The organism is Cellulomonas fimi, assembly GCF_012952065.1.
In the GTDB taxonomy this organism is placed as follows: Bacteria; Actinomycetota; Actinomycetes; order Actinomycetales; family Cellulomonadaceae; genus Pengzhenrongella; species Pengzhenrongella fimi_A.
In genome coordinates this window covers 54,371-77,636 of the sequence record NZ_JABCJJ010000012.1, presented here as the reverse complement: position 1 = coordinate 77,636, position 23,266 = coordinate 54,371, and the positions used below count along the sequence as shown (strand labels likewise).

22 protein-coding genes and 3 tRNA genes are annotated in these 23,266 nt (G+C 71.5%); 12 read left to right on the top strand and 13 right to left on the bottom strand.

What is annotated here, in order from left to right; translation table 11 throughout:
* Nucleotides 1-147: 147 nt before the first annotated feature.
* Genes HIR71_RS09580 through HIR71_RS09570 form a run of 3 tightly spaced genes read right to left on the bottom strand, consistent with a single transcriptional unit; the run spans nt 148 to nt 5,014 of the window.
* Nucleotides 148-1,335, bottom strand: a complete 1,188-nt coding sequence (locus tag HIR71_RS09580) for a restriction endonuclease subunit S (protein WP_169324831.1) — start codon at nt 1,333-1,335, stop codon at nt 148-150.
* Nucleotides 1,328-2,953 (bottom strand): class I SAM-dependent DNA methyltransferase, encoded by a 1,626-nt coding sequence (locus HIR71_RS09575; protein ID WP_169324830.1) that lies wholly within the window; start codon nt 2,951-2,953, stop codon nt 1,328-1,330. Before HIR71_RS09575 ends, HIR71_RS09580 begins: the two co-directional genes overlap by 8 nt.
* Nucleotides 2,954-2,974: 21 nt before the next feature.
* Complete coding sequence (locus HIR71_RS09570; protein ID WP_169324829.1) at nt 2,975-5,014, bottom strand: hypothetical protein; 2,040 nt, start codon at nt 5,012-5,014, stop codon at nt 2,975-2,977.
* A gap of 103 nt (nt 5,015-5,117) precedes the next feature.
* Here HIR71_RS09570 and HIR71_RS09565 point away from each other — a divergent pair, with 103 nt between their 5' ends.
* Both HIR71_RS09565 and HIR71_RS09560 read left to right on the top strand, forming a co-directional pair.
* Nucleotides 5,118-5,828, top strand: a complete 711-nt coding sequence (locus HIR71_RS09565; RefSeq protein WP_211373998.1) for a hypothetical protein — start codon at nt 5,118-5,120, stop codon at nt 5,826-5,828.
* 68 nt (nt 5,829-5,896) lie between these two features.
* Nucleotides 5,897-6,991: a GTPase gene (locus HIR71_RS09560; protein WP_169324828.1), complete on the top strand. Its 1,095-nt coding sequence runs from the start codon at nt 5,897-5,899 to the stop codon at nt 6,989-6,991.
* Between the two features lie 98 nt (nt 6,992-7,089).
* Here the strand turns inward: HIR71_RS09560 and HIR71_RS09555 are convergent.
* Nucleotides 7,090-7,172 (bottom strand) — tRNA-Leu (locus tag HIR71_RS09555).
* 340 nt (nt 7,173-7,512) lie between these two features.
* Here HIR71_RS09555 and HIR71_RS09550 point away from each other — a divergent pair.
* The 8 genes from HIR71_RS09550 to HIR71_RS17470 are packed head-to-tail and all read left to right on the top strand — an operon-like array spanning nt 7,513 to nt 16,991.
* A complete protein-coding gene (locus tag HIR71_RS09550) occupies nt 7,513-8,229 on the top strand; it encodes an FhaA domain-containing protein (RefSeq protein ID WP_169324827.1) in 717 nt (238 codons plus the stop codon).
* A gap of 9 nt (nt 8,230-8,238) precedes the next feature.
* Complete coding sequence (locus tag HIR71_RS09545) at nt 8,239-8,751, top strand: FHA domain-containing protein FhaB/FipA (protein WP_169324826.1); 513 nt, start codon at nt 8,239-8,241, stop codon at nt 8,749-8,751.
* A gap of 13 nt (nt 8,752-8,764) precedes the next feature.
* Entirely contained in the window at nt 8,765-10,162 is a 1,398-nt protein-coding gene (locus HIR71_RS09540; protein WP_169324825.1) for a Stp1/IreP family PP2C-type Ser/Thr phosphatase, read from the top strand.
* A gap of 13 nt (nt 10,163-10,175) precedes the next feature.
* The gene (locus HIR71_RS09535; RefSeq protein WP_169324824.1) at nt 10,176-11,603 is read left to right on the top strand and encodes an FtsW/RodA/SpoVE family cell cycle protein; all 1,428 of its coding nucleotides are present in this window, start codon (nt 10,176-10,178) and stop codon (nt 11,601-11,603) included.
* Nucleotides 11,600-13,048 carry a peptidoglycan D,D-transpeptidase FtsI family protein gene (locus HIR71_RS09530; RefSeq protein ID WP_169324823.1) on the top strand — a complete coding sequence of 483 codons (1,449 nt, stop codon included), beginning with the start codon at nt 11,600-11,602 and terminating at the stop codon, nt 13,046-13,048. Before HIR71_RS09535 ends, HIR71_RS09530 begins: the two co-directional genes overlap by 4 nt.
* Nucleotides 13,045-14,418 carry a serine/threonine-protein kinase gene (locus HIR71_RS09525; RefSeq protein WP_169324822.1) on the top strand — a complete coding sequence of 458 codons (1,374 nt, stop codon included), beginning with the start codon at nt 13,045-13,047 and terminating at the stop codon, nt 14,416-14,418. Before HIR71_RS09530 ends, HIR71_RS09525 begins: the two co-directional genes overlap by 4 nt.
* Entirely contained in the window at nt 14,418-16,430 is a 2,013-nt protein-coding gene (pknB, locus tag HIR71_RS09520) for a Stk1 family PASTA domain-containing Ser/Thr kinase (protein ID WP_169324821.1), read from the top strand. The genes HIR71_RS09525 and pknB overlap by 1 nt, the downstream gene beginning before the upstream one ends.
* A 45-nt stretch (nt 16,431-16,475) precedes the next feature.
* Nucleotides 16,476-16,991, top strand: a complete 516-nt coding sequence (locus HIR71_RS17470) for a DUF2752 domain-containing protein (protein WP_169324820.1) — start codon at nt 16,476-16,478, stop codon at nt 16,989-16,991.
* Between the two features lie 40 nt (nt 16,992-17,031).
* On the opposite strand, the gene HIR71_RS09510 is transcribed toward HIR71_RS17470, so the two are convergent.
* Genes HIR71_RS09510 through HIR71_RS09495 form a run of 4 tightly spaced genes read right to left on the bottom strand, consistent with a single transcriptional unit; the run spans nt 17,032 to nt 19,527 of the window.
* Entirely contained in the window at nt 17,032-17,667 is a 636-nt protein-coding gene (locus HIR71_RS09510) for an aminodeoxychorismate/anthranilate synthase component II (RefSeq protein WP_169324819.1), read from the bottom strand.
* Nucleotides 17,664-17,861: a hypothetical protein gene (locus tag HIR71_RS09505; protein WP_311836200.1), complete on the bottom strand. Its 198-nt coding sequence runs from the start codon at nt 17,859-17,861 to the stop codon at nt 17,664-17,666. Before HIR71_RS09505 ends, HIR71_RS09510 begins: the two co-directional genes overlap by 4 nt.
* A complete protein-coding gene (locus HIR71_RS09500; RefSeq protein WP_169324818.1) occupies nt 17,858-18,712 on the bottom strand; it encodes a class E sortase in 855 nt (284 codons plus the stop codon). Before HIR71_RS09500 ends, HIR71_RS09505 begins: the two co-directional genes overlap by 4 nt.
* A complete protein-coding gene (locus HIR71_RS09495) occupies nt 18,709-19,527 on the bottom strand; it encodes a DUF881 domain-containing protein (protein ID WP_311836199.1) in 819 nt (272 codons plus the stop codon). The genes HIR71_RS09500 and HIR71_RS09495 overlap by 4 nt, the downstream gene beginning before the upstream one ends.
* Before the next feature lie 101 nt (nt 19,528-19,628).
* On the opposite strand from HIR71_RS09495, the gene HIR71_RS09490 reads away from it, so the two are divergent.
* A complete protein-coding gene (locus HIR71_RS09490; protein WP_169324817.1) occupies nt 19,629-19,874 on the top strand; it encodes a cell division protein CrgA in 246 nt (81 codons plus the stop codon).
* A gap of 229 nt (nt 19,875-20,103) precedes the next feature.
* Here HIR71_RS09490 and HIR71_RS09485 read toward each other — a convergent pair whose 3' ends face one another.
* Together HIR71_RS09485 and HIR71_RS09480 are read right to left on the bottom strand one after the other, a co-directional pair.
* Nucleotides 20,104-20,811: a rhomboid family intramembrane serine protease gene (locus HIR71_RS09485; RefSeq protein WP_396031324.1), complete on the bottom strand. Its 708-nt coding sequence runs from the start codon at nt 20,809-20,811 to the stop codon at nt 20,104-20,106.
* Between the two features lie 198 nt (nt 20,812-21,009).
* Nucleotides 21,010-21,549: a peptidylprolyl isomerase gene (locus HIR71_RS09480; protein ID WP_169324815.1), complete on the bottom strand. Its 540-nt coding sequence runs from the start codon at nt 21,547-21,549 to the stop codon at nt 21,010-21,012.
* Nucleotides 21,550-21,653: 104 nt separating this feature from the next.
* On the opposite strand from HIR71_RS09480, the gene HIR71_RS09475 reads away from it, so the two are divergent.
* Nucleotides 21,654-22,673 carry a hypothetical protein gene (locus HIR71_RS09475; protein ID WP_169324814.1) on the top strand — a complete coding sequence of 340 codons (1,020 nt, stop codon included), beginning with the start codon at nt 21,654-21,656 and terminating at the stop codon, nt 22,671-22,673.
* Between the two features lie 206 nt (nt 22,674-22,879).
* On the opposite strand, the gene HIR71_RS09470 is transcribed toward HIR71_RS09475, so the two are convergent.
* The 3 genes from HIR71_RS09470 to HIR71_RS09465 all read right to left on the bottom strand — a co-directional run bounded on the left by HIR71_RS09470 (nt 22,880) and on the right by HIR71_RS09465 (nt 23,230).
* Nucleotides 22,880-22,952, bottom strand: a tRNA-Ala gene (locus HIR71_RS09470).
* A gap of 59 nt (nt 22,953-23,011) precedes the next feature.
* Nucleotides 23,012-23,128, bottom strand: a complete 117-nt coding sequence (locus tag HIR71_RS16450; RefSeq protein ID WP_211373996.1) for a DLW-39 family protein — start codon at nt 23,126-23,128, stop codon at nt 23,012-23,014.
* Between the two features lie 28 nt (nt 23,129-23,156).
* A tRNA-Ile gene (locus HIR71_RS09465) sits at nt 23,157-23,230 on the bottom strand.
* Nucleotides 23,231-23,266: the final 36 nt, after the last annotated feature.

Here is a 23,266-nt window from a genome sequence, read left to right as displayed (position 1 = left end):
TTCGCAGCTGCGCATCGCATTCCCGTTCCGGTGCGAAGTAGTGCGAAGTCGACGAGCCTCCCAGTCGTCTCACAAGCACTACGTCCCATCGCGCCAGTAGGTTGGGAAGCATCGGGAAGCATGCCCCGTTCTGCTCAACGCGCGCACTCACGCGACACCTTCGACGACCCGTTCGGCGTCGCGGACGCGGAGCCTGCCGGACATGAGGGCGGGTAGCAGGGTGTCGCGGGTCGCGGCGAGGGTGAGGTTCTCCTGCTCAGCGGCGAGTGCCCGGGACCACAGCGCCGTCATCTGGGCGTCGTGGCGCTCGACCACCTCTCGTGCTGGCACCTCGACGAGTTCGTCCAGATGGTGTCGCTGGATATGGCCCATCGTCGTGGCCTTGTCCGCCGCCGTGGCCTTGAAGTCGTCGAGCTTGCTGGCGATCAGGTTCCACACCAACCACGCGGGGCGTCGAGCCGCAGGGACCACCTTGAAGATGTGCTGGTTGATGATCGCTTCCGATCTGAACCACCGATGGAGCGTCAACGATCCTGACCACGCGAACAGAATGTCCCCAGGCCGCGCCAAGTAGTCGTCGGCCACTTCGATGTCGCTGTACACGGTGGAACCACCGATTCCGGAGTTGAGTTCCGCGATGCGCACCACGACACGACCGGTTCTACTCGCACCTTTGGTGAAGGCCTTGCCGTTGATAAACCGTGCAGCCGCAGACAGCGGTAACGACTCGCTCTCACTCAGCATTGATCGAAAGGTCGCGGAACCTAATTCGTCCGCAATACGGATCAGTTCGGCGTTGGCGGCGATCTTGTCGTCGAGCGCGCCCAGCACCTCCGCGATTGCCCATTGCTCATGCACACCAGGTACTCGAAGAGGTACTCGCTCGAGCGTGCCTTGGTTGAGCGAGGCCATGGTGGATCCGCCAGCGTGCTGGACAATCCAGTCACGTAGTACTGCGCCTTGCAACTGATAGGCGAGAAATCGCCCATCGACTCCATCACCGGATCGGATCCGTATGCCGTCGGATCCGAGAAACCAACCGTCCTGCTCGGTAGCCACCCACGCAGACCTGTCGACAGACCCCTTCCGTGCGAAGACGATGTCTCCGGATCGGAGGACGTACTCGGGAAGTCGGTCGGTAACTGTCGGTGAAACCCGCGGGGTCGTGGATCGGATTACAAGGCGGCCATACCCCACCTCTCCGACGGAGATCACCGGCACACCGTCCTGCGAGTACTCGCTAGCCTTCAACGCCGTCCCGAAGGGCCCGGTCTTGATCGAGCCTCCGCCAATTGCGAGCAAGGAGCCGAGCGTCGTATCCCTCCACTCACCCACGGACCCGTCCCAACTGCTCGCGCACGACCTTCTCCAACCGCGCCGCCTCGTCGAACTGTTCCAGCAACTCCTTCGTCAGGCGCTCGATCTTGTCCTCAAGTGGCTCTCCGTCGTCCTCGACATCAGCCGCGCCGACGTACCGTCCCGGCGTGAGCGCGTAGTCGGCGGTCTTGATCTCCGCGAGGGTGGCTGACCGCGAGAACCCGAGCTCGTCGTCGTACGTCAGCCCGGCCTCCACCGCCGAAGCCGTGCCGCGCCACGCGTGGTACGTGTTCGCGATCTTGGCGATGTCATCCTCGGACAGCGCGCGCTCGGCCCGGTCGACCATGTATCCGAGGTTCCTGGCGTCGATGAACAGCACCTGACCGGTCCGGTCGACGGACCCCTTCGACCCAGCCGTCTTGTCCTTCGCAAAGAACCACAGGCACACCGGGATACCCGTCGAACGGAACAACTGCGTGGGCAGCGCGACCATGCACGACACGAGGTCCGCCTCGACGAGCCGCGCGCGAATCTCCCCCTCACCGCCGGAGTTCGTCGACATCGACCCGTTGGCCATCACGACCCCGGCCGAACCGCCCGGCGCGAGTTTCGACAGGATGTGCTGGATCCACGCGTAATTCGCGTTACCAGCCGGCGGGACGCCGTACTTCCAGCGCGGGTCGGACTCGCTGCGCGCCCAGTCCTTGATGTTGAAGGGCGGGTTCGCCAGCACGTAGTCCATCTGGACGTCCGGGTGCTGATCCCGGGCGAACGTGTCGCCCCATCGCGACGAGAGATTGCCGTTGAGCCCGTGCACGGCGAGGTTCATCTTCGCCATGCGCCAGGTGCGCTCGTTGAGCTCCTGGCCGTAGACCGAGATCGCCTGGAGATCCTGGTTGTGGCGTTCCAGGAACTGCTCGGTCTGGACGAACATGCCGCCGGACCCGCAGCACGGGTCGTACACACGCCCCGAGTACGGCTCGAGCACCTCCACGAGCACCCGCACGACGCCGCGCGGCGTGTAGAACTCCCCGCCCCGCTTCCCCTCGGCCGCGGCGAACTTGCCGAGGAAGTACTCGTAGACCTCGCCGAGCAGGTCCCGTGCCTTCGTCGCGCCGTTCCCGGTGAACCGCGCGTCGTTGAACAGGTCGATGAGCTCGCCGAGGCGTCGCTGGTCGACGTTGTCGCGGTTGTAGATGCGCGGCAGCGTGCCGACAAGAGAGGAGTTGGACCCCATGATGTGGTCCATGGCCCCGTCGACCAGCTCGCCGATCGTCTGCGCAGCCTGTCCCATGGCGGCCTGAGTGCCCTTCGCGTGCTGCGCGAGGTAGCGCCAGCGCGCCGTCGTGGGCACCCAGAAAACGCCGTGCCCGGTGTACTCGTCGATGTCGTTGAGCAAGCCCTCGATCTGGTCCTCGCGGTAGCCCTCCGCGGTCAGATCGGTCCGGATCTGCTCGCGGCGTTCGTCGAACGCATCCGACACGTACTTGAGGAAGACGAGCCCCAGGATCACGTCCTTGTACTGCGAGGCGTCCATCGATCCGCGCAGCTTGTCGGCCGCCTTCCAGAGCGTGTCCTTCAGCTGCTTCATCGTCATCGGTGCCGACGGATCGGACGTCCTCTTCCTGGGGGGCATGCGCACGCCTTCCTGTTCTGCTTATCGATCGTCAGAGTCGCGAGGGATGTTGAGCGTGAGCGAGCCGGTCGTCACGCCGTCGGTGAGCGTGGAGGCCAGTTCGTCCAGGGCGGCGAGCCGCCGTTCGGTCTCGGCGCGCGCGGCGGCGACCGCTCTCAGCGCGGCGTCGAGCGCGCCAGCCTGCGCCGCCGGGACCAACCGCACCGGCCACGACCGCCAGCCACCGCGTGCCGAGGCCGACCGCACCGCCCGGGCGACGGCGTCGGGCACCAAGCCGGGATGTGCGGCCCGGTTCAGGCGCAGGACCCGGGCGGGGGCGAGCACCACCGAGAGGCCGTCGGAGTCCACGATCGCCCCCACGCCCGGCGTCGCGCAGAACACCACGTCGCCCGGTTCGGTGTAACGGCCGGAGGGGTACTGGGCGGTGAAGGTCAGGCGGTCGATCGTCCGACTACCGAGCGGCCGGGCGCCCAGCACCTCCTCGGTACCGATGACCCGGACGCTACCCGAGGCGCCGACGTGCTCGGGGCTCAGGCGGTGACCCGGGAGGACGCGTGCGGCGCCCGCCTCCACGAGTTGACCGAGGGTGGAGACATTGACCGGTCCGGGTTCATGGTGCGCGACGTCGAGTCGGATCTCGCTCGATGTGGTCGATCCCCGACTGACGTCGAGGAGTCGCTGCACGTCGAGGGCCATCTCCGCCGCGCTACGCCGCTGGCGATGCTGGGGCGGGAGTCCCGACCCCACGAGGTCCCCCGACGACGCGAGGAGTGCGCTCGTCGCCATGATCCGACCGAACCGGAAGGCGTGTGAGCGCACCGTCTCCCGGCTTCCGATGGCGGCGACCACGTCGGTCAGCAGGTCGTCGAGCACCCTGTCGTCGAGTCGCACCGCGGACAGGTCCGCCACCATCACCCAGCGCTCTGCGATCGCCACGCCCGCGTGCGCGGGGCCGAGCACCCAGAGAGCGAGCTGCTGTCGGGGGCGGCTGGTCCACAGCCGCTCCGGCAGGCGGACGACCGCTCGTACCCGGTCGGTGCGCAGGAGCGCGGCTCGAGAACCTGTGATCGATGGCGTGCGTGTGGCGTTCGTCAGCGCACGCGCCGGGCCGATGATCACGGCGCGGTCCTCGACCTGCATGGTGAGCACCGCCTCGTCGATGGCGTCGAGGATCGCGTCCTCCGTGTCGACCTGGAACGCCGGTGACGGGTACTGCGCCACCAGCAAGGTGCTATCCAGGGGGCCTCGCCGGTTCGCCTCGTCAGCACCGGCTTCGGTGACACCCCAGCCATGTGCGATCAGGCGACGTCCGGCCAGGCGTACCGTCGCGGTCCCGGTCGCCGGAAGCACGGCCGTCGTCCCGTCGCCGTCAGTGAGCCGGGCGCCGAGCGTCACCAGCAGGTCGCTGCCGCCGGACGGATCGACGACCGTGGCGGAACTGCGCTGATCCGGGTCGATCAGCTCGGTCGCAATCCGCGCCGCCAGCTCGAGCACGGCCGGGCTGAACGTCGTGTCGGTGTACTCGCGGATCCCCCTACGGAACCGGTGCGCCTTCAATGACTCGAACGCCGCCGGCACGGTGTAGGCCGCATCCGCAACGTCGTCCGCGTGATCCGCCAGAGAGGTGAGGTCTTCGCCGAGCGCATCGAGCTCGCGGTACAGCCAGCGATCCTGCGGGTCGACGGCGTCGGCGAGGTCGAGGACCTCGATCCGGCCGCGGCCGGAGAGCTGCACTCCGGCTGCGGCGCGAAGCGCCAGGAGGGCGGTAAGGCCATCGAAAGCCACGGCGCTGTCCAGATCGGTGAGGCCATCGACGAACGTGAAAAGCGCGCTCTCCTCGCGCACTGCCGGGTTGTTACCTCGGCCCGTGGCGACGAGCCAGCTCGTCACGTCGTCGGCGTCGAAGAGGTCCTGACCGTCTGCCCGGCTCGCGGGCTCTGGGAACGGGAGCGACGTACCAGCGCTGCGGCTGCGCCACATCGAAGCGACGGGACGTTGCACGCGGGCGAGAGCCGCGACGTCGGGCAGCGAGAGCAGTCGGCGCGTGGGGGTCTTCTGCAACGCCGGCTCCTCTCCCTCGGTGGATGGCCCGACGCTAACTGAGATTGGAGACGTTTCGGAGGGTGATGTTGGTAAGGCGGGTTATCAGGACGCAGATGGCCGAATGCTGGTGCTCCGGCGAAAGGTGGGCACCGACGTGTACGACCGTCGATCCCGTGTGATCCGAGCCGAGGAGATCTCCATGACCACGCAGCATGACTTCGATGCATCGCAACGTCCGCCGACCGCGGCAATCCCTCCGACAGCATCGCCCGCCGGACCGAGGAGGAAGCACCGCTGGGCGTGGCCCGTCGCCGCGGCCTTCGCGTTCTTCCTCGGAATCGGCGTGGGCGCCGCAGGAGGAAGCGGCGACCCGACCGCGTCCGAGGAGTACGTCAGAGTCGCGGCCGAGCGAGACGACCTGCGGGACGCCGTCGAGACAGCCGAGGAGCGCGCCGACGACGCCACATCGGCAGCGACCGAAAAGGAAGCCGCGCTCGAAGCTCGCGCCGACGAACTCGATGCGCTCTCGGGGGAGCTCGACTCCCGCCAGGGTGACCTGGAGGCCCGCGAGGCAGCGGTGACCGCCACCGAGAATCAGATCGCGGCGACGCAGATCAAGAACGGCGTCTGGACCGTCGGTGTCGACATCGAGCCGGGCACCTATCGCACGGCCGAACCGGTCACGTCCATGTGCTACTGGGCGATCCTCCGCAGCGGCACGAACGGCTCGGACATCGTGGACAACGACCTGCCGGAGGGAGGCTTCCCGACCGTCACGCTGAGTACTGGTCAGGACTTCGACAACTCGTGCGGCGTCTGGAGCAAGCAGTGAGCCTTGGCGCTCGACGTCTCCGGACCTCCTACGCTCGCCTCACCAGACCCCAAGCCCCGGGAGCGACCATGGCCACGCTGGACTCGCCTGATCAGTTCGACGATGCGTACGACGAGCAGACGCGCGAGCTCGGCACCGTCCGCATCGCGATCTTCGGGGGGACTGGCGTCGGCAAGTCGACTCTGATCAACGCCGTCTTCGGCGAGGATGTCGCAGCAGCGGGGGTTGGGGAACCCGTGACCAAAGGTGTGCACAAGCACGTGAACGCCGAAGGCACCCTCGCTATCTGGGACTTCCAGGGTTTCGAGACCGGAGACAAGCCCAGCAGGTGGCTGCGTAAGCAGGTCGCCGACAACCGGCGCGGCAGCAGGCAGGACACGTTCGACGTCGCCTGGTTCGCCGTCTCGGGCCCGTCCGGACGGTTCGACGACGGGCAGGCTGCGCTCGTGCGTGAGCTCGACACCCTCGGCATCCCCGTCGTCCTCGTCCTGACCCAAGTCCATCGCCGTGGTGAGGAGTTCGCACCGGCACACCTCGAGCTCGCCGCCTCGATCGAAGCGCGTGACCTGCCGATCGTCAGCAACAAGGTCGTGCTCGCCAGGGCCACGCCTGACCCCTTCAGCGGCCTGCCATCTCACGGCCTCCAGGACCTGCTCGACCGCACCTACACCGCCGTCCCGCAGGGCCGCCTGAACGCATTGATCGCCTCCCAGCGCATCGACCTGCGCTCGAAGCTGCGACTCGCACGGTCCTGGATCGCCGGGGCATCCACGTTCGCGGGCGGAGTCGGCTTCGTTCCCGTTCCCGTCGCGGACGCAGGCATCCTCGTGCCCGCGCAGATGGCGCTGATGGCCAGGATCGCAGCGATCTACAACGTCCCGAAGGATCAAGCACGCAAGGTGATCACCGGCGCGACCAGTGTCGCCACCATGGGCGGCAAGTACGCCGCCACGTCCCTGTTCAAGCTGGTCCCCGGAGTCGGGTCCGTCATCTCGGCATCGGTGGCCGCGACCATCACGGCGACAGTGGGAGAGAGCTGGCGCACCGTGTCCGAGAACGTCTTCACAGGAAAGCTCGACCTCGACGCGGTGAGTGACGTCGCCGCCTCGTTCCTCGACGGGCTGCGCCGCAAGGTGAAGACCGACGGCGAACCCGCCGCCTGACCGCAAGCTGCGCCGTTGTGCGAGGCGTGAACGACAAAGAGCCGGGAGCCCGTGGGTTCCCGACTCGTTGTCACCTTGGGAAGACTCCCAAGGATCTGTGCGCGAGGGGGGACTTGAACCCCCACGCCCTTTCGGACACTGGCACCTGAAGCCAGCGCGTCTGCCATTCCGCCACTCGCGCGCGCCGGAGCACATTAGCACGCACGGCACCTCGGCCTCACCTCGCCGGGGACACCGCCGACGTCGTCACGCACCCCATCACGCACCCCGTCACGCACCCCGTGACGGACCCCTCGCCGCCCACCTGGCCCGCCTGCCACGCACCACCGAGCCGCACGGACGACCACAGTTCACCCGGCAGAACCGCAGGTCACACCGACACGTCGACTCCCCGGGGCCCGCTCGCGACGTCCGATCGCGATCAGATCGTTACGATCGGGTGCAGCGGTGCACCCCGCCGGCGCCACCATGCCCGGGATCTCGCGTACGGAGCGGACGACGAACGACGCAAGGAGGTGACCGTGGGCATCCTGGACAAGTTCGAGCAGGGCGTGGAGCGCGTGGTCAACACCGCGTTCGCGAAGGCGTTCCACAGCGAGGTGAAGCCGGTCGAGCTCGCGAGCGCGCTGCGTCGCGAGGTCGACGACCGGGCCGCCGTCGTCGACCGCGAGCGCACCGTCGTCCCCAACGAGCTCACGATCGAGCTGTCGCACGACGACCACCGGCGCGTCGTGGAGTGGGGCGAGGAGACGCTGGCCGACGAGCTCGCCTCGAACGTCACCGACCACGCCTCGCAGCAGCGCTACGCGTTCGTGGGCCCGGTCACCGTGACGTTCACCGAGCACGACGACCTCGAGACCGGCCGGTTCCGCGTCCGCAGCTCGACCGTGCGTGGCACCGTCGCCCCCGCGACCGCCGCCGCGGCCCCGAGCGCGCGCCACCCGCTGCTCGACATCGACGGCCAGCGCTACCTGCTCACCGGCCCCGTCACGGTCATCGGCCGCGGCTCGGAGGCCGACATCATCGTCGACGACCCGGGCGTCTCCCGTCGGCACCTCGAGATCCGCGTGACCCCCGACGGCGTCGTCGCGACCGACCTCGACTCCACCAACGGCCTGTTCGTCGAGGGCCACCAGGTGCCTGCCGCGACCCTGCTCGACGGCAACACCCTGACCATCGGCCGGACCCGCATCATGTTCTGGACCGGTCAGGACGAGGCCGGCGAGGACGACCGGTGACGGGTCCGCATGAGTGAGCTCGCGGTCACCCTGCTGCGGCTGGGGTACCTCGTCCTGCTGTGGGTCTTCGTCCTCTCCGCGATCGGCGTCCTGCGCCACGACCTCTACGGGACGAAGATCACCTCGCGCGGCCGCAAGACCACCAGCCCGGCTACCGGCGTGCCCTCGGTCGCGCCGGCGCGGGACACGTCCGCGCCCACGAAGCAGCCGGCAGCCGCCCGTCGCGACGGGCAGCCGACCCGCCTCGTGGTGACCGACGGCCCGCTGCGCGGCACGACGCTCCCCCTCACGTCGTCGGCGATCCTCATCGGCCGCGCCCCGTCGTGCACCCTCGTGCTCGACGACGACTACTCGTCCTCGCGGCACGCCCGGATCTTCCCGCAGGGCGGCCAGTGGTTCGTGGAGGATCTGGGCTCCACGAACGGTACGTTCCTCGGGTCCACCAAGGTCGAGCAGCCGACCCTCGTCCCGCCGGGCGCCCGCGTGCGCATCGGCCAGAGCGTCGTCGAGCTCCAGAAGTAGGGCGGGAGGACCAGTGACCATCGCCCTGCGGTACGCCGCCCGCTCCGACGTCGGCCTCGTGCGGTCCAACAACCAGGACTCGGCGTACGCCGGCCCGCACCTGCTCGTCGTCGCGGACGGCATGGGCGGCCACGCGGGGGGTGACGTCGCGTCGTCGGTCGCGGTCGCCAACCTGGCCCCGCTCGACGACGAGGCGCACGGCCCGGACGACGCGCTCGAGGAGCTCGACCAGGCGCTCCACCGGGCGCAGGACGACCTGCTCTCGCGCGCGAGCCAGGACCCCGAGCTCGCGGGCCTGGGCACCACGGTCACGGCCCTGCTCCGGGCGGGCAGCAAGCTTGCCATGGCGCACATCGGTGACTCGCGGGCCTACCTGCTGCGCGACGGCGGGCTCACGCAGGTCACGACCGATCACACGTTCGTCCAGCACCTCGTCAACACGGGCAAGATCACGGCCGAGGAGGCCGAGCACCACCCGCAGCGGTCCGTCGTCATGCGCGTGCTCGGCGACTTCGACATGGAGATCGTCCCGGACCTGTCGGTGCGCGAGGCGCGCGCCGGCGACCGGTGGCTGCTGTGCTCCGACGGGCTCTCGGGTGTCGTCAGCGCGGACACGATCGCCGACACCCTGCGGGCGGTGGACGACGTCGACGCGTGCGCCGAGCGCCTCGTGCAGCTCGCGCTGCGCGGCGGCGGCCCCGACAACATCACCGTGATCGTCGCCGACGTCGTCGACCTCGACGCCCTGCCCGACGGCGCGGCCCCCGTCACGTCGTCGTCGGTCGTCGGGTCGGCTGCGACGTCCCGCCACCGCGGGACGACCGCGACGGACGGCCCCGCAGCTCGCGCGGCCACGCTCACGCGGACCGCGCCTGCCGTCACCGAGAGCGACGACGCCGCTCCCCGCCTCGACGAGGACACGGCCGAGGACGACGCGGCCGACCCCGCCGTCGCCCGCCGGCGGAGCCGCCGCCGCGCGCTGACGCTCGTCACGGTGCTCCTGCTCCTGGTCGCGGTCGGTGCGGGCGGCTACGCGGCCTACCGCTGGACGCAGACGCAGTTCTACGTCGGGGTCGCCGACGACGACGTCGCGATCTTCCGCGGGATCCCCCAGAACGTCGGGCCGGTCGCGCTCTCGCAGGTGGTCGAGCGTGCGGACCTGCGCACCGACGACCTGCCCGGCTACGTGCAGGCTCGGCTCGCGCAGACGATCCCGGCCACGTCGCTCGACGACGCCCGGGAACGCGTCGGCCGGCTCGCCGACTCGGCGGCGCCACCGACCACCCCGCCGACGCCGTCGCCCACCCCGACGCCCGCCGTCACGCCCGCGCCCGCACCCGCGCCGGCCCCGGTCCAACCCGCGCCCGACCCCGCCGCCCCGCCCGCGCCCGCCCCAGGCGCACCGTCCTGATGGTCGACCGCTGATGGCGACGGTCAGCCCCCATCGCGTACGTCCCGGTCGCGGCGTCGAGCTGGGGCTCCTCGTGCTCGCGCTCGCCCTCGGCGTCGCCGCCTACGCGCTCGTCGGCCTCAACGTCGCCGGGTCCCTGCCGACCAACATCTACGGCTACAGCGCCGGCATGGTGGGCCTCGGCGTCGGGCTGCACGTCGTCATGCGCCTGCGCGCCCCCTACGCGGACCCCGTGATCCTGCCCGCGACCGTCGCGCTCAACGGCGTCGGGCTCGCGATGATCTACCGCATCGACCTGGCGAACGCGGCGAGCGGCGACCCGACGACCTTCGCGACCCGCCAGCTCGGGTGGACGGCGATCGGCGTGATCCTCGCCGCCGTCGTGCTCGTCCTGCTCCAGGACCACCGGACGCTGCGGCGCTACACCTACACCGCGATGGTCGTCGGTCTCGTGCTGGTCGTCCTGCCGCTCGTGCCGGGGCTCGGCGCGAGCATCAACGGCGCCCGCATCTGGGTGTACGTCGGCGGCCAGTCGCTGCAGCCCGCCGAGCTCGCCAAGATCGCGCTGGCCGTGTTCTTCGCGGGCTACCTCGTGACGAACCGCGACACGCTCACGCTGGCCGGCCCCAAGGTCCTCGGGCTGCAGCTCCCGCGGATCCGGGACCTCGGCCCGATCCTCCTCGTCTGGGCCGGCTCCCTCGCGGTGCTCGTCCTCGAGCGCGACCTCGGCACCTCGCTGCTGTTCTTCGGGGTGTTCGTCGCGATGCTCTACCTCGCGACCGAGCGGCTCAGCTGGATCGTGCTCGGCCTGGTGCTGTTCGCTGGCGGCGCGGTCGTCGCGGCGCAGGCGTTCCCGCACGTCGGCGCGCGGTTCGACGCGTGGCTGAACGCGTTCGACGACGACGTGTTCGCCCGGTCGCCGGGAGGCTCCGGCCAGCTGGTGCGTGGCCTGTTCGGCATGGCGAACGGCGGGCTGTTCGGCACGGGCTGGGGCCGTGGACGGCCGGACCTCGTGCCGTACGCCGAGTCCGACTTCATCGTCGCCTCGCTCGGCGAGGAGCTCGGGCTGACCGGGCTCCTCGCGATCCTGCTCGTCTACCTCGTGCTGGTCCAGCGCGGCCTGCGCACCGCGATCGGGGTGCGGGACGGGTTCGGCAAGCTGCTCGCCGGCGGGCTCGCGTTCGTCGTGGCGTTCCAGTGCTTCGTGGTGGTCGGCGGCGTCACGCGGCTCATCCCGCTCACGGGCCTGACCATGCCGTTCATGGCGTACGGCGGCTCCTCGCTGCTCGCGAACTGGGTGATCGTCGCGCTCCTGCTGCGCATCTCCGACAGCGCGCGTCGGCCGGCGCCCGTCGTCAAGGGGTTCGTCGAGCCGCCGCCGAGCACGGCCGACCACCAGAAGACCCAGGTCCTCACCGGCCTCGAGGAGGCGCGCGGATGAACACCCCGCTGCGTCGCATCTCGGTCGTCGTCCTCAGCATGTTCCTCGCGCTCATGGGCGCCGCGACGTGGGTGCAGTTCGTCCAGGCGGGCGACCTCAACAGCGACCGCCGCAACGTGCGCACGCTCTACCGCGAGTTCGACAACTCGCGCGGCCCGATCGTGATCGGGGGCGAGCCCGTCGCGTCGTCGACCCCTGTCGACGACCCGTTCGGCTACCAGCGCACCTACGCCAACGGCGCGCTGTTCGCGCCGGCCACGGGCTTCTACTCGGTCGTGTACGGGCGCACGGGCATCGAGGACGCCGCGAACGAGTACCTCACGGGCACCGCGGACTCGTTGTTCCTCTCGCGCGTGCAGGACCTGTTCACGGGTCGGCAGCCGCAGGGGTCGTCGGTCGAGCTCACGATCGACCCGGCGGTCCAGCAGGCGGCCTGGGACGCCCTCGGTGAGCAGCGCGGCGCCGTCGTGGCGCTCGACCCGACGACGGGCGCGATCCTCGCGATGGTGTCCCGCCCGTCGTACGACCCGAACGTGCTGGCCGGGCACTCGACCACCGCGGTGAACGAGGCGTACCGCGCGCTCGACGCCGATCCGAGCCGGCCGCTCGTCAACCGGACGATCCGGGAGACCTACCCGCCCGGGTCGACGTTCAAGCTCGTCGACACCGCCGCGGCGCTCGAGGCGGGCCTGACCCCCGAGAGCCAGCTCGCGGCCCCGGTCAGCCTCCCCCTGCCGGGCTCGAGCGCCCAGATCCGCAACTTCGGCGGCTCGGACTGCGGGCCGGGCGAGACGATCAGCCTCGCGGACGCCCTGCGCATCTCGTGCAACACCTCGTACGGGCAGCTGGGCCTCGACCTGGGTGCGGACGCGCTGCGCGCCCAGTCCGAGGCGTTCGGGTTCGGCTCGGACCTCGAGATCCCGCTGGCCGTCGCCACGAGCCGGTTCCCCGCGGAGGTCGACGCCCCGCAGACCGCGCTCTCGGCGATCGGTCAGTACGAGGTGCGCGCGACGCCGCTCCAGATGGCCATGGTCTCGGCCGCGATCGCCAACGACGGCGCACAGATGGCGCCGTACCTCGTCCAGACCGTGCGCGACCCCGACCTCGCGGTCGTCCGGGAGGCGTCCCCGGAGGTGCTCCGGACCTCGGTCTCGGCGCAGACCGCGGGAGCGCTCACGGAGATGATGGTCGGCGTCGTCGAGAACGGCACGGGGACCAGCGCGCGCATCCCGGGCGTGCGGGTCGCGGGCAAGTCGGGCACCGCCCAGACGACCGACGAGGCCGCGCCGCACGCGTGGTTCACCGCGTTCGCGCCCGCCGACGCCCCGCGGGTCGCCGTCGCCGTCGTGGTCGAGAACGGCGGCAGCGCCGGCAGCGAGGCGACCGGCGGACGGGTCGCCGCCCCGATCGCCCGCGCCGTCATCGAGGCGGTGCTCGCCCGATGAAGCCGACGCCGGGGACCGCGCTGGTCGGGCGCTACCGCCTCGAGCGGCAGATCGCCGTCGGCGGCATGGGCGAGGTGTGGGCGGCGCACGACCTCGCGCTCGCGCGCGACGTCGCCGTCAAGGTGCTGCGCGAGGAGTTCGCGGGGGACAAGGGGTTCCTCGACCGGTTCCGCACCGAGGCGCGCAACGCGGGCTCGCTCTCGCACCCCAACATCGCGCAGCTCTACGACTACGGCGAGCAGGACGGCTCGGCGTACCTCGTCATGGAGCTCGTCGTGGGCGAGCCGATGAGCGACCTGCTCGAGCGCGAGCCAGTGCTGCCGATCCAGCGCCTCCTGCCGATCCTCGCCCAGACGGCGCGCGCGCTGCACGCGGCCCACGTGGCCGGCGTCGTGCACCGCGACGTCAAGCCGGGCAACATCCTGCTCGGCCGGGGTGGGCGGGTGAAGATCACGGACTTCGGCGTCTCCCTCGCCGTGAACCAGGTGCCGATGACGGCGACCGGCATGGTCATGGGCACCGCGCAGTACCTCTCGCCCGAGCAGGCGATCGGGCGGCCCGCGACGCCGTCGTCCGACCTGTACTCGCTGGGCATCGTGGCGTACGAGTCGCTGGTCGGGCACCGGCCCTTCACCGGCCCGACGGCGGTCGACATCGCCGTCGCGCACGTCAACAAGCCCGTGCCGCCGCTGCCGCCCTCGATCGAGCCGCGGCTCGCGGAGCTCGTGATGAGGATGCTGTCGAAGGAGCCGGCCGAGCGCCCGCGCTCGGCGACCGCCCTCGCCCGGACGTTCGACCAGATGGTCGAGAGCACGCCGCCCGAGGGCGTGCCGGTCATGGTCTCGGCGCCCGCCGGCGCTGCGGTCGCGCCGACGACGGTCGCGCCCCCCGCGGGCGCGCCACCCACGGTCGCGCCCGGCGGCATCGCGGCGCCTCCGCCGTCGTACCCGCCGCGCCGCCAGCTACGGGAGACGCGCGAGTCGGCAGGGGGACGGCCGCCGGCCGAGCCACGGCCGAGCTCGCGCGCCGCCACCCGCACCACCACGACCCGGACGACGACGACCCGGACCTCCACGACCCGGACCTCCACGACGACCGGGTGGCGGCTCGGACGGGTGACGTGGCCCATGCTCGCGCTCATCCTGCTGCTCATCGCGCTCCTCGGGGGTGCGTTGGCGGATACCCTCGTCAACGCGGCGGGCCCGGACGAGGGCGCCGGTGCCCGCCCGGCCGCGACAGCACCGCGCAGCAGCACGCACGTGACCGGCAGTACCGCGGAACAGGCCGCCGACGGTGAAATGATCATCCCCAGCGCGTCCGGCGAACTCCCTGCCGGTGCGCCGACGACGACGACAGCTAAGGACGCGTAGTGGCGGACGACGCACCCCGGATCCTCGCCAGCCGGTACGAGGTGGGCGAGCTCATCGGGCGCGGTGGCATGGCCGAGGTCCACATCGGTCACGACACCCGCCTGGGCCGCACCGTGGCGATCAAGATCCTGCGCTCCGACCTGGCCCGCGACCCCTCGTTCCAGGCGAGGTTCCGGCGCGAGGCGCAGGCCGCGGCGTCCCTCAACCACCCCGCGATCGTGGCCGTGTACGACACGGGCGAGGACGTCTTCACCGAGCCGACCGGCGCCGTCGCGCACGTGCCGTTCATCGTCATGGAGTACGTCGAGGGGCACACGGTCCGCGACATCCTGCGCGACGGCCAGGCGGTGCCGATCGAGGAGGCCGTCGAGATCACGGCCGGCGTGCTGTCCGCCCTCGAGTACTCCCACCACGCAGGGATCGTGCACCGCGACATCAAGCCGGCGAACGTCATGCTCACCCCGACGGGCGCGGTCAAGGTCATGGACTTCGGCATCGCGCGGGCGATCGCCGACTCGGCCGCGACGATGACCCAGACCCAGGCGGTCATCGGGACCGCGCAGTACCTCTCCCCCGAGCAGGCCCGCGGCGAGCAGGTCGACGCGCGCAGCGACCTGTACTCGACCGGCTGCCTGCTGTTCGAGCTCCTCACCGGACGGCCGCCGTTCACGGGCGACTCCCCCGTCGCCGTGGCCTACCAGCACGTCCGCGAGGCTGCGCCGACGCCCAGCTCGATCGCGTCCGACGTCCCGGAGACCCTCGACCGCATCACGCTCAAGGCGCTCGCCAAGGAGCGCGACAACCGGTACAGCAGCGCGTCCGAGTTCCGCGCCGACCTTGAGTCCGCCGTCCGCGGCGGCCGCGTGTCGGCGCCCGCGGTGGGCGTGCTCGCCGCGACGGCCGCCATGGAGACGGCCGCCGCGCAGTCGACTCAGGTCCTGGCGCCGACGGCCGGCCAGACGCAGGTGATGCCCGCCGGCCCGCCGCCGTGGGCGCCGACAGGCCACACCACCACGCAGGACGCGGCCGCCCCGTACTCCGACGAGGACGAGCCCCGGAAGCGGCGCGGGCTGCTCTGGACGCTCATCGCCATCGCCGTGGCCGCCATCGCGGGCATCGCGATCCTGCTGGGGATGAACGCCGAACGCGACGGCGGCGCCGTCGACCGGGTCCAGATCCCCGAGCTCACCAACGCGACCTACGAGGCCGCGGCCGCGCAGCTCACCGAGCTCGGGCTCACCCCCGAGCGGCAGGAGGAGCCGCACGACACCATCCCGGCCGACGCCGTGACCCGGACCGACCCTGCCGGCGGCAAGGAGGTTGACGTCGGGACCCCGGTCAAGGTGTTCGTCTCGAGCGGCCCGAACCAGGTCGTCGTCCCCGAGGTGACGGGCCGGTCGCAGGACGAGGCGCGCCGGCTGATCGAGGAGGCGAAACTCGACCCCGGGAACGTGACCAGCGAGAACGTGCCCGCGAACGCGGGGGACGTCGTGCGGACGGACCCGCCGGCCGGCACGTCCGTCGCCGCCGGGACCACGGTCGCCATCTTCGTGGCCTCGGGCCAGGTCGAGCTGCCGAACCTCGTGGGGATGACGCGGGCCGCCGCGCTCGCCACCCTCCAGGGGCTGCGGCTCAACTCGAGCATCAACAACGTCGAGAGCGCCGACGCGCCCGACGCCGTGCTGGCCCAGGACCGGAGCCCGGGCCTGGTGCCCCAGGGCACCACGATCTCGATCGACGTGGCCGTCGCACCCACGACGGTCACCGTCCCCGACGACCTCGTCGGGAAGAGCTTCACCGACGCGGCTGCTCAGCTCACCGAGCTCGGGCTCGTCCCGGCCCGCGCCGACGTCGACAGCGACCAGCCGCGTGACACGGTCATCTCGTCGAACCCGAACCGCGGCACCACCGTGCAGATCGGATCGACCGTGACGCTCCAGGTGTCACGCGGCGGCAACGCCGGGGGCGGCGCGACCCCACCGCCCGGTGGGAACGGCGCCAACGCCGACTGAGCGAGGCCGACCTCACCCCGACGAACGACGACGAGGAGGCCGACGGTGGCGGCATGGCGCGCTGGAGGCGGGGCGTCCGGGCCCGCGGGCGCCGCGGCGGTCCGCCCGTGGGCGCTGTCGTGGAAGGCCAGGGACCAGCACCGTCTGGTGACAACGGTCGGGGCCGCGGGGGCTCTGGCGGCGAGCGCGCTCGCCCTCCTCGGGCTGCCGCCCGTGGACCTGCACGGCCTCCTGCACTACCTCGGGATCATGGATCCCCTGTGCGGCGGGACGAGGGCCGCCTACCTCACGGTCCGGGGCGAGTGGGCACGGGCGTGGGGGTACAACCCGCTGGGCCCGCTGGCAGTGATCGGTGCGGGGCTCGCGCTGGTCAGGGCGGGTCTCGGCACCGCCACGGGGCGCTGGCTGACGCTGACGGTGGCCTGGACGCCGCGTCGCCGTCGGGCCGTGGTGGCAGTCGTGGTCGCGCTGCTGGCGGCGCTGACGGTCCGTCAGCAGCTGATGGCCGACGTCCTCATGGACGGCACCTGGGCGCGGACGCTGGCCTTGCCGCTCGTCTGACGCACCCGTGGGGTGCGCAGCGCCGGCGACGTGCCGGTTCTCAGCCGCGGACGAGCGGATGGAGGCCCACCGAGCGGGCCACCGCGTCGTCGTCCCCGCAGATCGCGAGCCAGTTCGCCAGGAGGCGGTGCCCACCCTCGGTGAGCACCGACTCGGGGTGGAACTGCACGCCGTGCAGCGGGAGGGTCCGGTGCTGGAGTCCCATGATCACCGGACCGGCGGCCGAGGCGACGTGGGCGGTCACCTCGAGCTCGCCCGACACCGTGCCGTCGACGACGGCGAGCGAGTGGTAGCGGGTCGCGGTGAACGGGCTGGGCAGCCCGGCGAGGACACCGGCGCCCTCGTGCTCGACCTGGCTCGTCTTGCCGTGCATGAGCTCGGGCGCGTGGGTCACCGTTCCGCCGAACACCTCGCCGAGCGCCTGGTGGCCGAGGCACACCCCGAGCATCGGGGTGCCCGACGCCGCGCAGTCGCGGATGACGTCGACGCTCGCCCCGGCCGCGGCGGGGGTCCCGGGGCCCGGTGAGACGAGCACGCCGTCGAACCCGGCGCGCTCGTCGACCGGCGGAACCGCATCGTTGCGGACGACGACGCAGTCCGCACCCAGCTGCGTGAGGTAGCCGACGATCGTGTAGACGAACGAGTCGTAGTTGTCGACGACCAGGATCTTCGTCACCGGTCACGGCCCGTCAGGTCGGTCGTGGTCATGCCCGCTCCCACCGTCGTGTCGTTGAACGGCATCAGCGGGGCGATCGCGGGGAACACCCACACAAAGCACGCCGTGAGGACCGCGAGGGCCGCCAGGGCCGCCAGGACGACCCGGGTCCACGCCGGACCCGGCAGGTGCCGCCACAGCCATCCGTACATCATGCGCCTCCAGAGATCTCGGCGGGGAACCCGTCCGCGGTCGACATCCAGTAGTCGAGCTCCCCGTGCACGATGAAGCGCTCGCGTGCCGAGTACATCGGGTGGCAGGTCGTGAGGGTGATCGACCGGACCGTCGGCTCGACGCCCGGCTCGTTCGGCGCAGGGGCGATGACCTGGACGTCCTCGGGGAGCACGATCTGGGTGCTGGTGACGCGGTAGACGTACCAGATGTCGGCCGTGCGGACGACGATGGGGTCGCCGATCTGCAGCTCGGCGACCCGGTTGAACGGCTTGCCGTACGTGGTGCGGTGGCCCGAGACGGCGAAGTTCCCGACGTCGCCGGGCATCGCCGTGCCGGGGTAGTGGCCGATGCCGAGGGGGTCCAGGACCGTGGCCCGATCGACGCCCTGGCTCACGGGTCGCTCGTAGTCCGGGCCCCAGCGCGGCACGAGCATCGTGGCGAAGGTCTCGGCGTACGCCGGCTCGGCCATCGGCGGCGACGCGTCCCGGCGCATCACGGCGGGCGCGGGCGGCGGGGGCGCGGGCTCGTCGGGCGCGGGAATCGGTGCCCAGTCGAGCTCCTCGACGATCGCCGCCTGCGCGCGCTCGCCCTCCACGTCGGTCCACCACAGCTGCCAGGCGACGAACGCCAGCAGGAGCACGCCGAGCGTGATCATGAGCTCGCCGAGGACGCCGGCGACGGTCGCCGCCCGCCGGGTGGCGGGTGGCGGCGTGGACCGCCGGGGCGCGGCCTCCACCGCCGGGGCGGACGTGTCGTGGGTTCGCCCGCCCGGCGCCGCCTCCGCGACGTGGCGCGTGGTCGCGTCCGTGCTGGTCGTCCCGTCCGTCGTCATCGCAGCGCGGTCGCCTCGTCGGCACGCGCGGCGACGGCGACGGCTCCCCCCACGCCGTCGGTGGGGAAGACGGGCATCCCCTCCGGCGTGGTCGCGAACCGCAGCTCGGTGCCGCCCTCCGTACCCGGGAGCTCGAGCTTCGTGTCGTTGGTGACCGACCAGCCCAGCCCGTACGCATCCACCCACTTCAGGTACGCGATGACTCCCGGGGCGGCCAGCAGGGCGGCGCGCAGCTCCTTCGGGTCGCCGATCGCGCGCACCTCGTACGGCGGCGAGTACAGGCGGCCGCCGAGCGACAGCACGTTGCCGACGCACCGGTAGGCCGTCGTCGCGGTGACGCGCTGGTCCTGCAGCGCCATCGCCTCCGCGCCGCCGGCCCAGAGGGCGTTGATCACCGACTGAAGGTCCTGCTGGTGCACGACGAGGTCGTCAGGGCTCACGTTGGGGGGAAGCGCGCCGTCGTAGGGGGCGTCCGTCAGGCGCACGGTGACGCCCGGGCCGGTCACGGGCGCACGACCGGACGCGATGTCGATCAGGGTGACTGCCCTGGGATCCCCCGTGTCGACGCTCACCGGCTGTCTCGCCGTCAGCTCGTCGACCTGCTCGCGCAGGCCGTCGACGCGCTGCGCGAGCACCGCGACGCGATCGGCCTCGACCTCGGACAGGCTCGCGAGGTCCTGCGGGTGACGCCCCTCCTGACCGCTCGCGAGCCGTGCGTTGGCGCTGAAGATCACCCCTGCGAGCGCGAGAACCAGCGCGACCGAGGCCGTGCCGCGCCGTCCCGGGCGCGTGTGGCGCGCCGTCCTGTCACTCACGTGTGCTCCAACCCCCGGGGTCCAGAGCACTACGCTAGACGATGAGTGGCGGACCGCCGTGGTTCCCGCCCGTCCGCAGCACCAGGACAGGAGCCAGCCCCGTGCCCGAGTCGAGGTCCCGGAAGAAGCCCGCCTACGTCCCGCCGCCCGAGAAGGCTGGTCCGAAGCCGAACCCCCGCTGGCTGGTCCCGGTCATGCTCGGGCTCATGCTGCTCGGTCTGGTCTGGATCGTGACGACGTACCTCACCCGGTCGGAGTACCCCGTGCCCGGGATCGGACAGTGGAACCTTGCGGTCGGCTTCGTGCTCATCATCACCGGCTTCAGCCTGACCACCCGCTGGCACTGACCCGCTGGCACTGACCCGCTGCCGCTGAGCCCTCCCCGTTACCCCCCCCCGGCACAAGCCAACACGCAACGTCCGCACTCCGTGGGCTCAGGGCCCCACGGAGTGCGGACGTTGCGTTCTTGTCCCCAGGGGTGCATAGGGCTGTGGATAACTACAGCGGTGTAGTTCCACAGGTGTGAGGAACTCTGGGGACGGTCGTCTCGCGCTCGCGGTCACGCGCCTGCGTACTTCAGGCGCCTGCGTACTTGACGAGAGCGAGCACCACGAGCACGACGGCGACCCCTGCCGTCGCGACGACGCCCACCAGCAGGCGTCGGCTCCGCGGTGCGAAGGCGAACGCCGCACCGAGCGCGACGCCGGTGACGAGCCCGCCGAGGTGCGCCTGCCAGGCGATGTTGGGCAGCACGAACCCGATCACGGCGTTGATCCCCAGGAACACGAGGATCTGCCGGGCGTCGCGCCCGAGCCGGCGCAGCACCACGAGGATCGCGCCGAAGAGCCCGAACACCGCCCCCGAGGCCCCCACCACGCCGTCGTACCACGACGTGTCGACCTGCGTGACGACGGGCGACGCCAGCAGGAGCACGCCCACGGAGCCGCCGACCGCCGAGAGCAGGTAGAGCGCCGCGTAGCGCCACCGCCCGAGGGTCGCCTCGAGGTAGGGCCCCACGAGCCAGAGCGCGTACATGTTGAACAGGATGTGGAACAGGCTGCCGGGCGAGTGCAGGAACGCGGCGGAGACGAAGCGCACGGGCTCCACCTCGCCCGCCGCCGGCGAGAAGGCCCACTGCTGCGTGAAGCCCGGCACCACGAGCTGGGCGACGTAGCTCACGACGGCCAGCCCGATGATCGTCAGCGTGACGACGGGCTTGCCCTCCCGGACCCGGCCCCCGAGCGCGGTGCGGGTCGCGGGCATGGCGCGCGCGGCGTCGCGCACGCAGTCGACGCACTGGATGCCGACCGCCGCGGGGCGCTGGCACTCCGGGCACGCCGGCCGACCGCACCGCTGGCAGCGCACGTAGGAGACCCGGTCCGGGTGACGCGGGCAGACCGGGGGAGCCTCGGGCGGTGCCGACCCCGCGGGCCCGTCAACCGACATGGTGGCCGTCAGGACGACGCGCGCCTGGCAGCGTGATCAGTCCTCGACCGTGACCGACTGGATGACGATGTCCTCGACCGGCCGGTCGCCCGGTTGGGTCGTCGCCGAGGCGATCGCGTCGACGACGGCCTTGCTCGCGTCGTCGACGACCTTGCCGAAGATCGTGTGCTTGCCGGTGAGCCAGGTGGTCGGGGCGACGGAGATGAAGAACTGCGAGCCGTTGGTGCCACCGACCTTGCCGGTCACCGGGTTGCGGCGCTGGCCGGCGTTCGCCATCGCCAGGAGGTACGGCTCGGTGAAGCCCAGCTCGGGGTGGATCTCGTCGTCGAACTCGTAGCCCGGGCCGCCGGTGCCCTTCCCCAGCGGGTCGCCGGTCTGGATCATGAAGCCGTCGATCACGCGGTGGAAGATCACGCCGTCGTAGAGGGGGGCGTTGCTCTCCGCGCCGGTGCGCGGGTCCGTCCAGGTCGTGGTGCCCGTGGCGAGGCCCGTGAAGTTGGCCACCGTCTTCGGCGCGTGGTTCGGGAAGAGCTCGAGGCGGATGTCACCGGCAGAGGTGTGCAGAGTCGCGAACATGGCGCCCATTGTTCCACGGGCCGCAGGTGCCGCAGCGCGTCGCGCCCGTCGGTGGCAGAGTGGTCCTCTCGACTGCACGCGCCGCCGACCCAACGGGAGTGGACATGTTCGACCGGATCCGCCGTTCTGCCAGTCCGACCGTCGAGATCGTCGAGGCCGCCGGGCTGAAGGAACGCCTCGGAGCCACGCTCGCCGACGCGAGCGGCTCCGCCAGCCAGACCGCCGCGCACCTCGCCAAGGAAGCCAAGGAGGCGGCCCTCCTCGCCAAGGCCGCCGCAGCGGAGGCCGCGGGCCACGCCAAGGACGCCGCGGGCCACGCCAAGGAGTGGTCGTCGCCGCGCCTCGAGGCCGGCGTCGACTGGCTGATCCCCCGCGTCGAGAAGGCCTGGCAGGAGAGCGTCAGGGCCGCCGCGCCGCAGGTCGCGAAGGCCGCCGACAAGGCGACGCCCGCCATCGACCAGGCGCACGACAAGATCGTCGACGAGTTCATCCCCCGTCTCGTCGCGGCCGTGAACGACGCTGCAGAGCGGGCGGGCTCTGGCTCGAAGAAGGCCGCCGAGGCCGCGGCCGCTGCTGCTGCTGCTGCCGCCGCGGCCGAGAAGAAGCACACGGGGCGCAAGGTGTTCTGGTTCTTCGCGCTCCTCGCGGCGGTCGCCGGTGCCTTCGCGGCCTGGAAGCGGACGCAGCCGACGACGGACCCGTGGGCCGAGCCGTGGGAGCCGGCCGGCACGCCGAGCCGGACCGCGGAGACCGTGGTGGGCGACGCGGCCGAGGCGGTCGGTGAGGCTGCCGGGGCCACCGTCGCACTCGGGCGAGAGGCCTCCAAGAAGGCCGCCGACCGCGCGGCCGAGCTGCGCGAGGACGTCACCGAGCGCATGGCCGAGGCGCGCGAGGCGACCCGCAAGGCCGCGTCGCGCCGTCGGGCCGGGTCGGACGCCGGGTCGGACGCCGGATCTGCCGACGCGTCCGACGAGGTGCCGGCCGAGACGGACGACTCCGACTCCCCCGCCGCCCCGCCGCTGAGCAGCACAGGGCCGCTCACGGCGCCGGACCCGCTCGGCACGACCGGTACCACGGGCGGCACCGACCCCGAGCCGCCCGGGGACGCGAGCAGCCGCGGCTGAGGCGCGACGCCCTCCGAGAAGGCCCCGACCGCCTGGTCGGGGCCTTCTCGTTCCAGGGGCTCGTCCGGCGCAGAAGCCGACGAACAGGGCAGCGCAGCTCGGTACCGCCGCACCACGACGGATGATCACGCCCGAGCAGGCACTGCGTGCCCACGCGACACGGCACAGGCCCTCCCCGGGAGCCGGAGAGGGCCTGTGACCTGCGGTGGAGCCAAGGGGACTCGAACCCCTAACCCCCTGCTTGCAAAGCAGGTGCGCTACCAATTGCGCCATGGCCCCCGGTGGTGCGTGACGTGCCGACCGTGCTCGGGCGACCGTCTCTCACCTCAGGTGAGTCCTCACTCGAACGTGTCGGTGACCTCGGCCCACAGGTCGCGCTCGTCACGGTCCTCGATCCGGCGCCAGAGCAGGTAGCCGCCGACCGCGACGCTCAGAATCAGCAGGAGCTTCTTCATCGAACCCTCCACGTGGGGTCTGAGGTAGTGGGCCTAACAGGACTTGAACCTGTGACCTCTTCCTTATCAGGGAAGCGCTCTAACCGTCTGAGCTATAGGCCCGCACTCGTGCCCGGGTTCCCCCAGGCGCCGGACGAG

Coding starts and splice junctions, on each gene's coding strand:
- HIR71_RS09505 (WP_311836200.1), bottom strand. CDS start 17,861: ATGATGTACGGATGGCTGTGGCGGCACCTGCCGGGTCCGGCGTGGACC.
- HIR71_RS09500 (WP_169324818.1), bottom strand. CDS start 18,712: ATGACGACGGACGGGACGACCAGCACGGACGCGACCACGCGCCACGTC.
- HIR71_RS09575 (WP_169324830.1), bottom strand. CDS start 2,953: ATGCCCCCCAGGAAGAGGACGTCCGATCCGTCGGCACCGATGACGATG.
- HIR71_RS16450 (WP_211373996.1), bottom strand. CDS start 23,128: ATGAAGAAGCTCCTGCTGATTCTGAGCGTCGCGGTCGGCGGCTACCTG.
- HIR71_RS09535 (WP_169324824.1), top strand. CDS start 10,176: ATGGCGACGGTCAGCCCCCATCGCGTACGTCCCGGTCGCGGCGTCGAG.
- HIR71_RS09525 (WP_169324822.1), top strand. CDS start 13,045: ATGAAGCCGACGCCGGGGACCGCGCTGGTCGGGCGCTACCGCCTCGAG.
- HIR71_RS09565 (WP_211373998.1), top strand. CDS start 5,118: ATGCTGGTGCTCCGGCGAAAGGTGGGCACCGACGTGTACGACCGTCGA.
- HIR71_RS09530 (WP_169324823.1), top strand. CDS start 11,600: ATGAACACCCCGCTGCGTCGCATCTCGGTCGTCGTCCTCAGCATGTTC.
- HIR71_RS09560 (WP_169324828.1), top strand. CDS start 5,897: ATGGCCACGCTGGACTCGCCTGATCAGTTCGACGATGCGTACGACGAG.
- HIR71_RS09475 (WP_169324814.1), top strand. CDS start 21,654: ATGTTCGACCGGATCCGCCGTTCTGCCAGTCCGACCGTCGAGATCGTC.
- HIR71_RS09545 (WP_169324826.1), top strand. CDS start 8,239: ATGAGTGAGCTCGCGGTCACCCTGCTGCGGCTGGGGTACCTCGTCCTG.
- HIR71_RS09480 (WP_169324815.1), bottom strand. CDS start 21,549: ATGTTCGCGACTCTGCACACCTCTGCCGGTGACATCCGCCTCGAGCTC.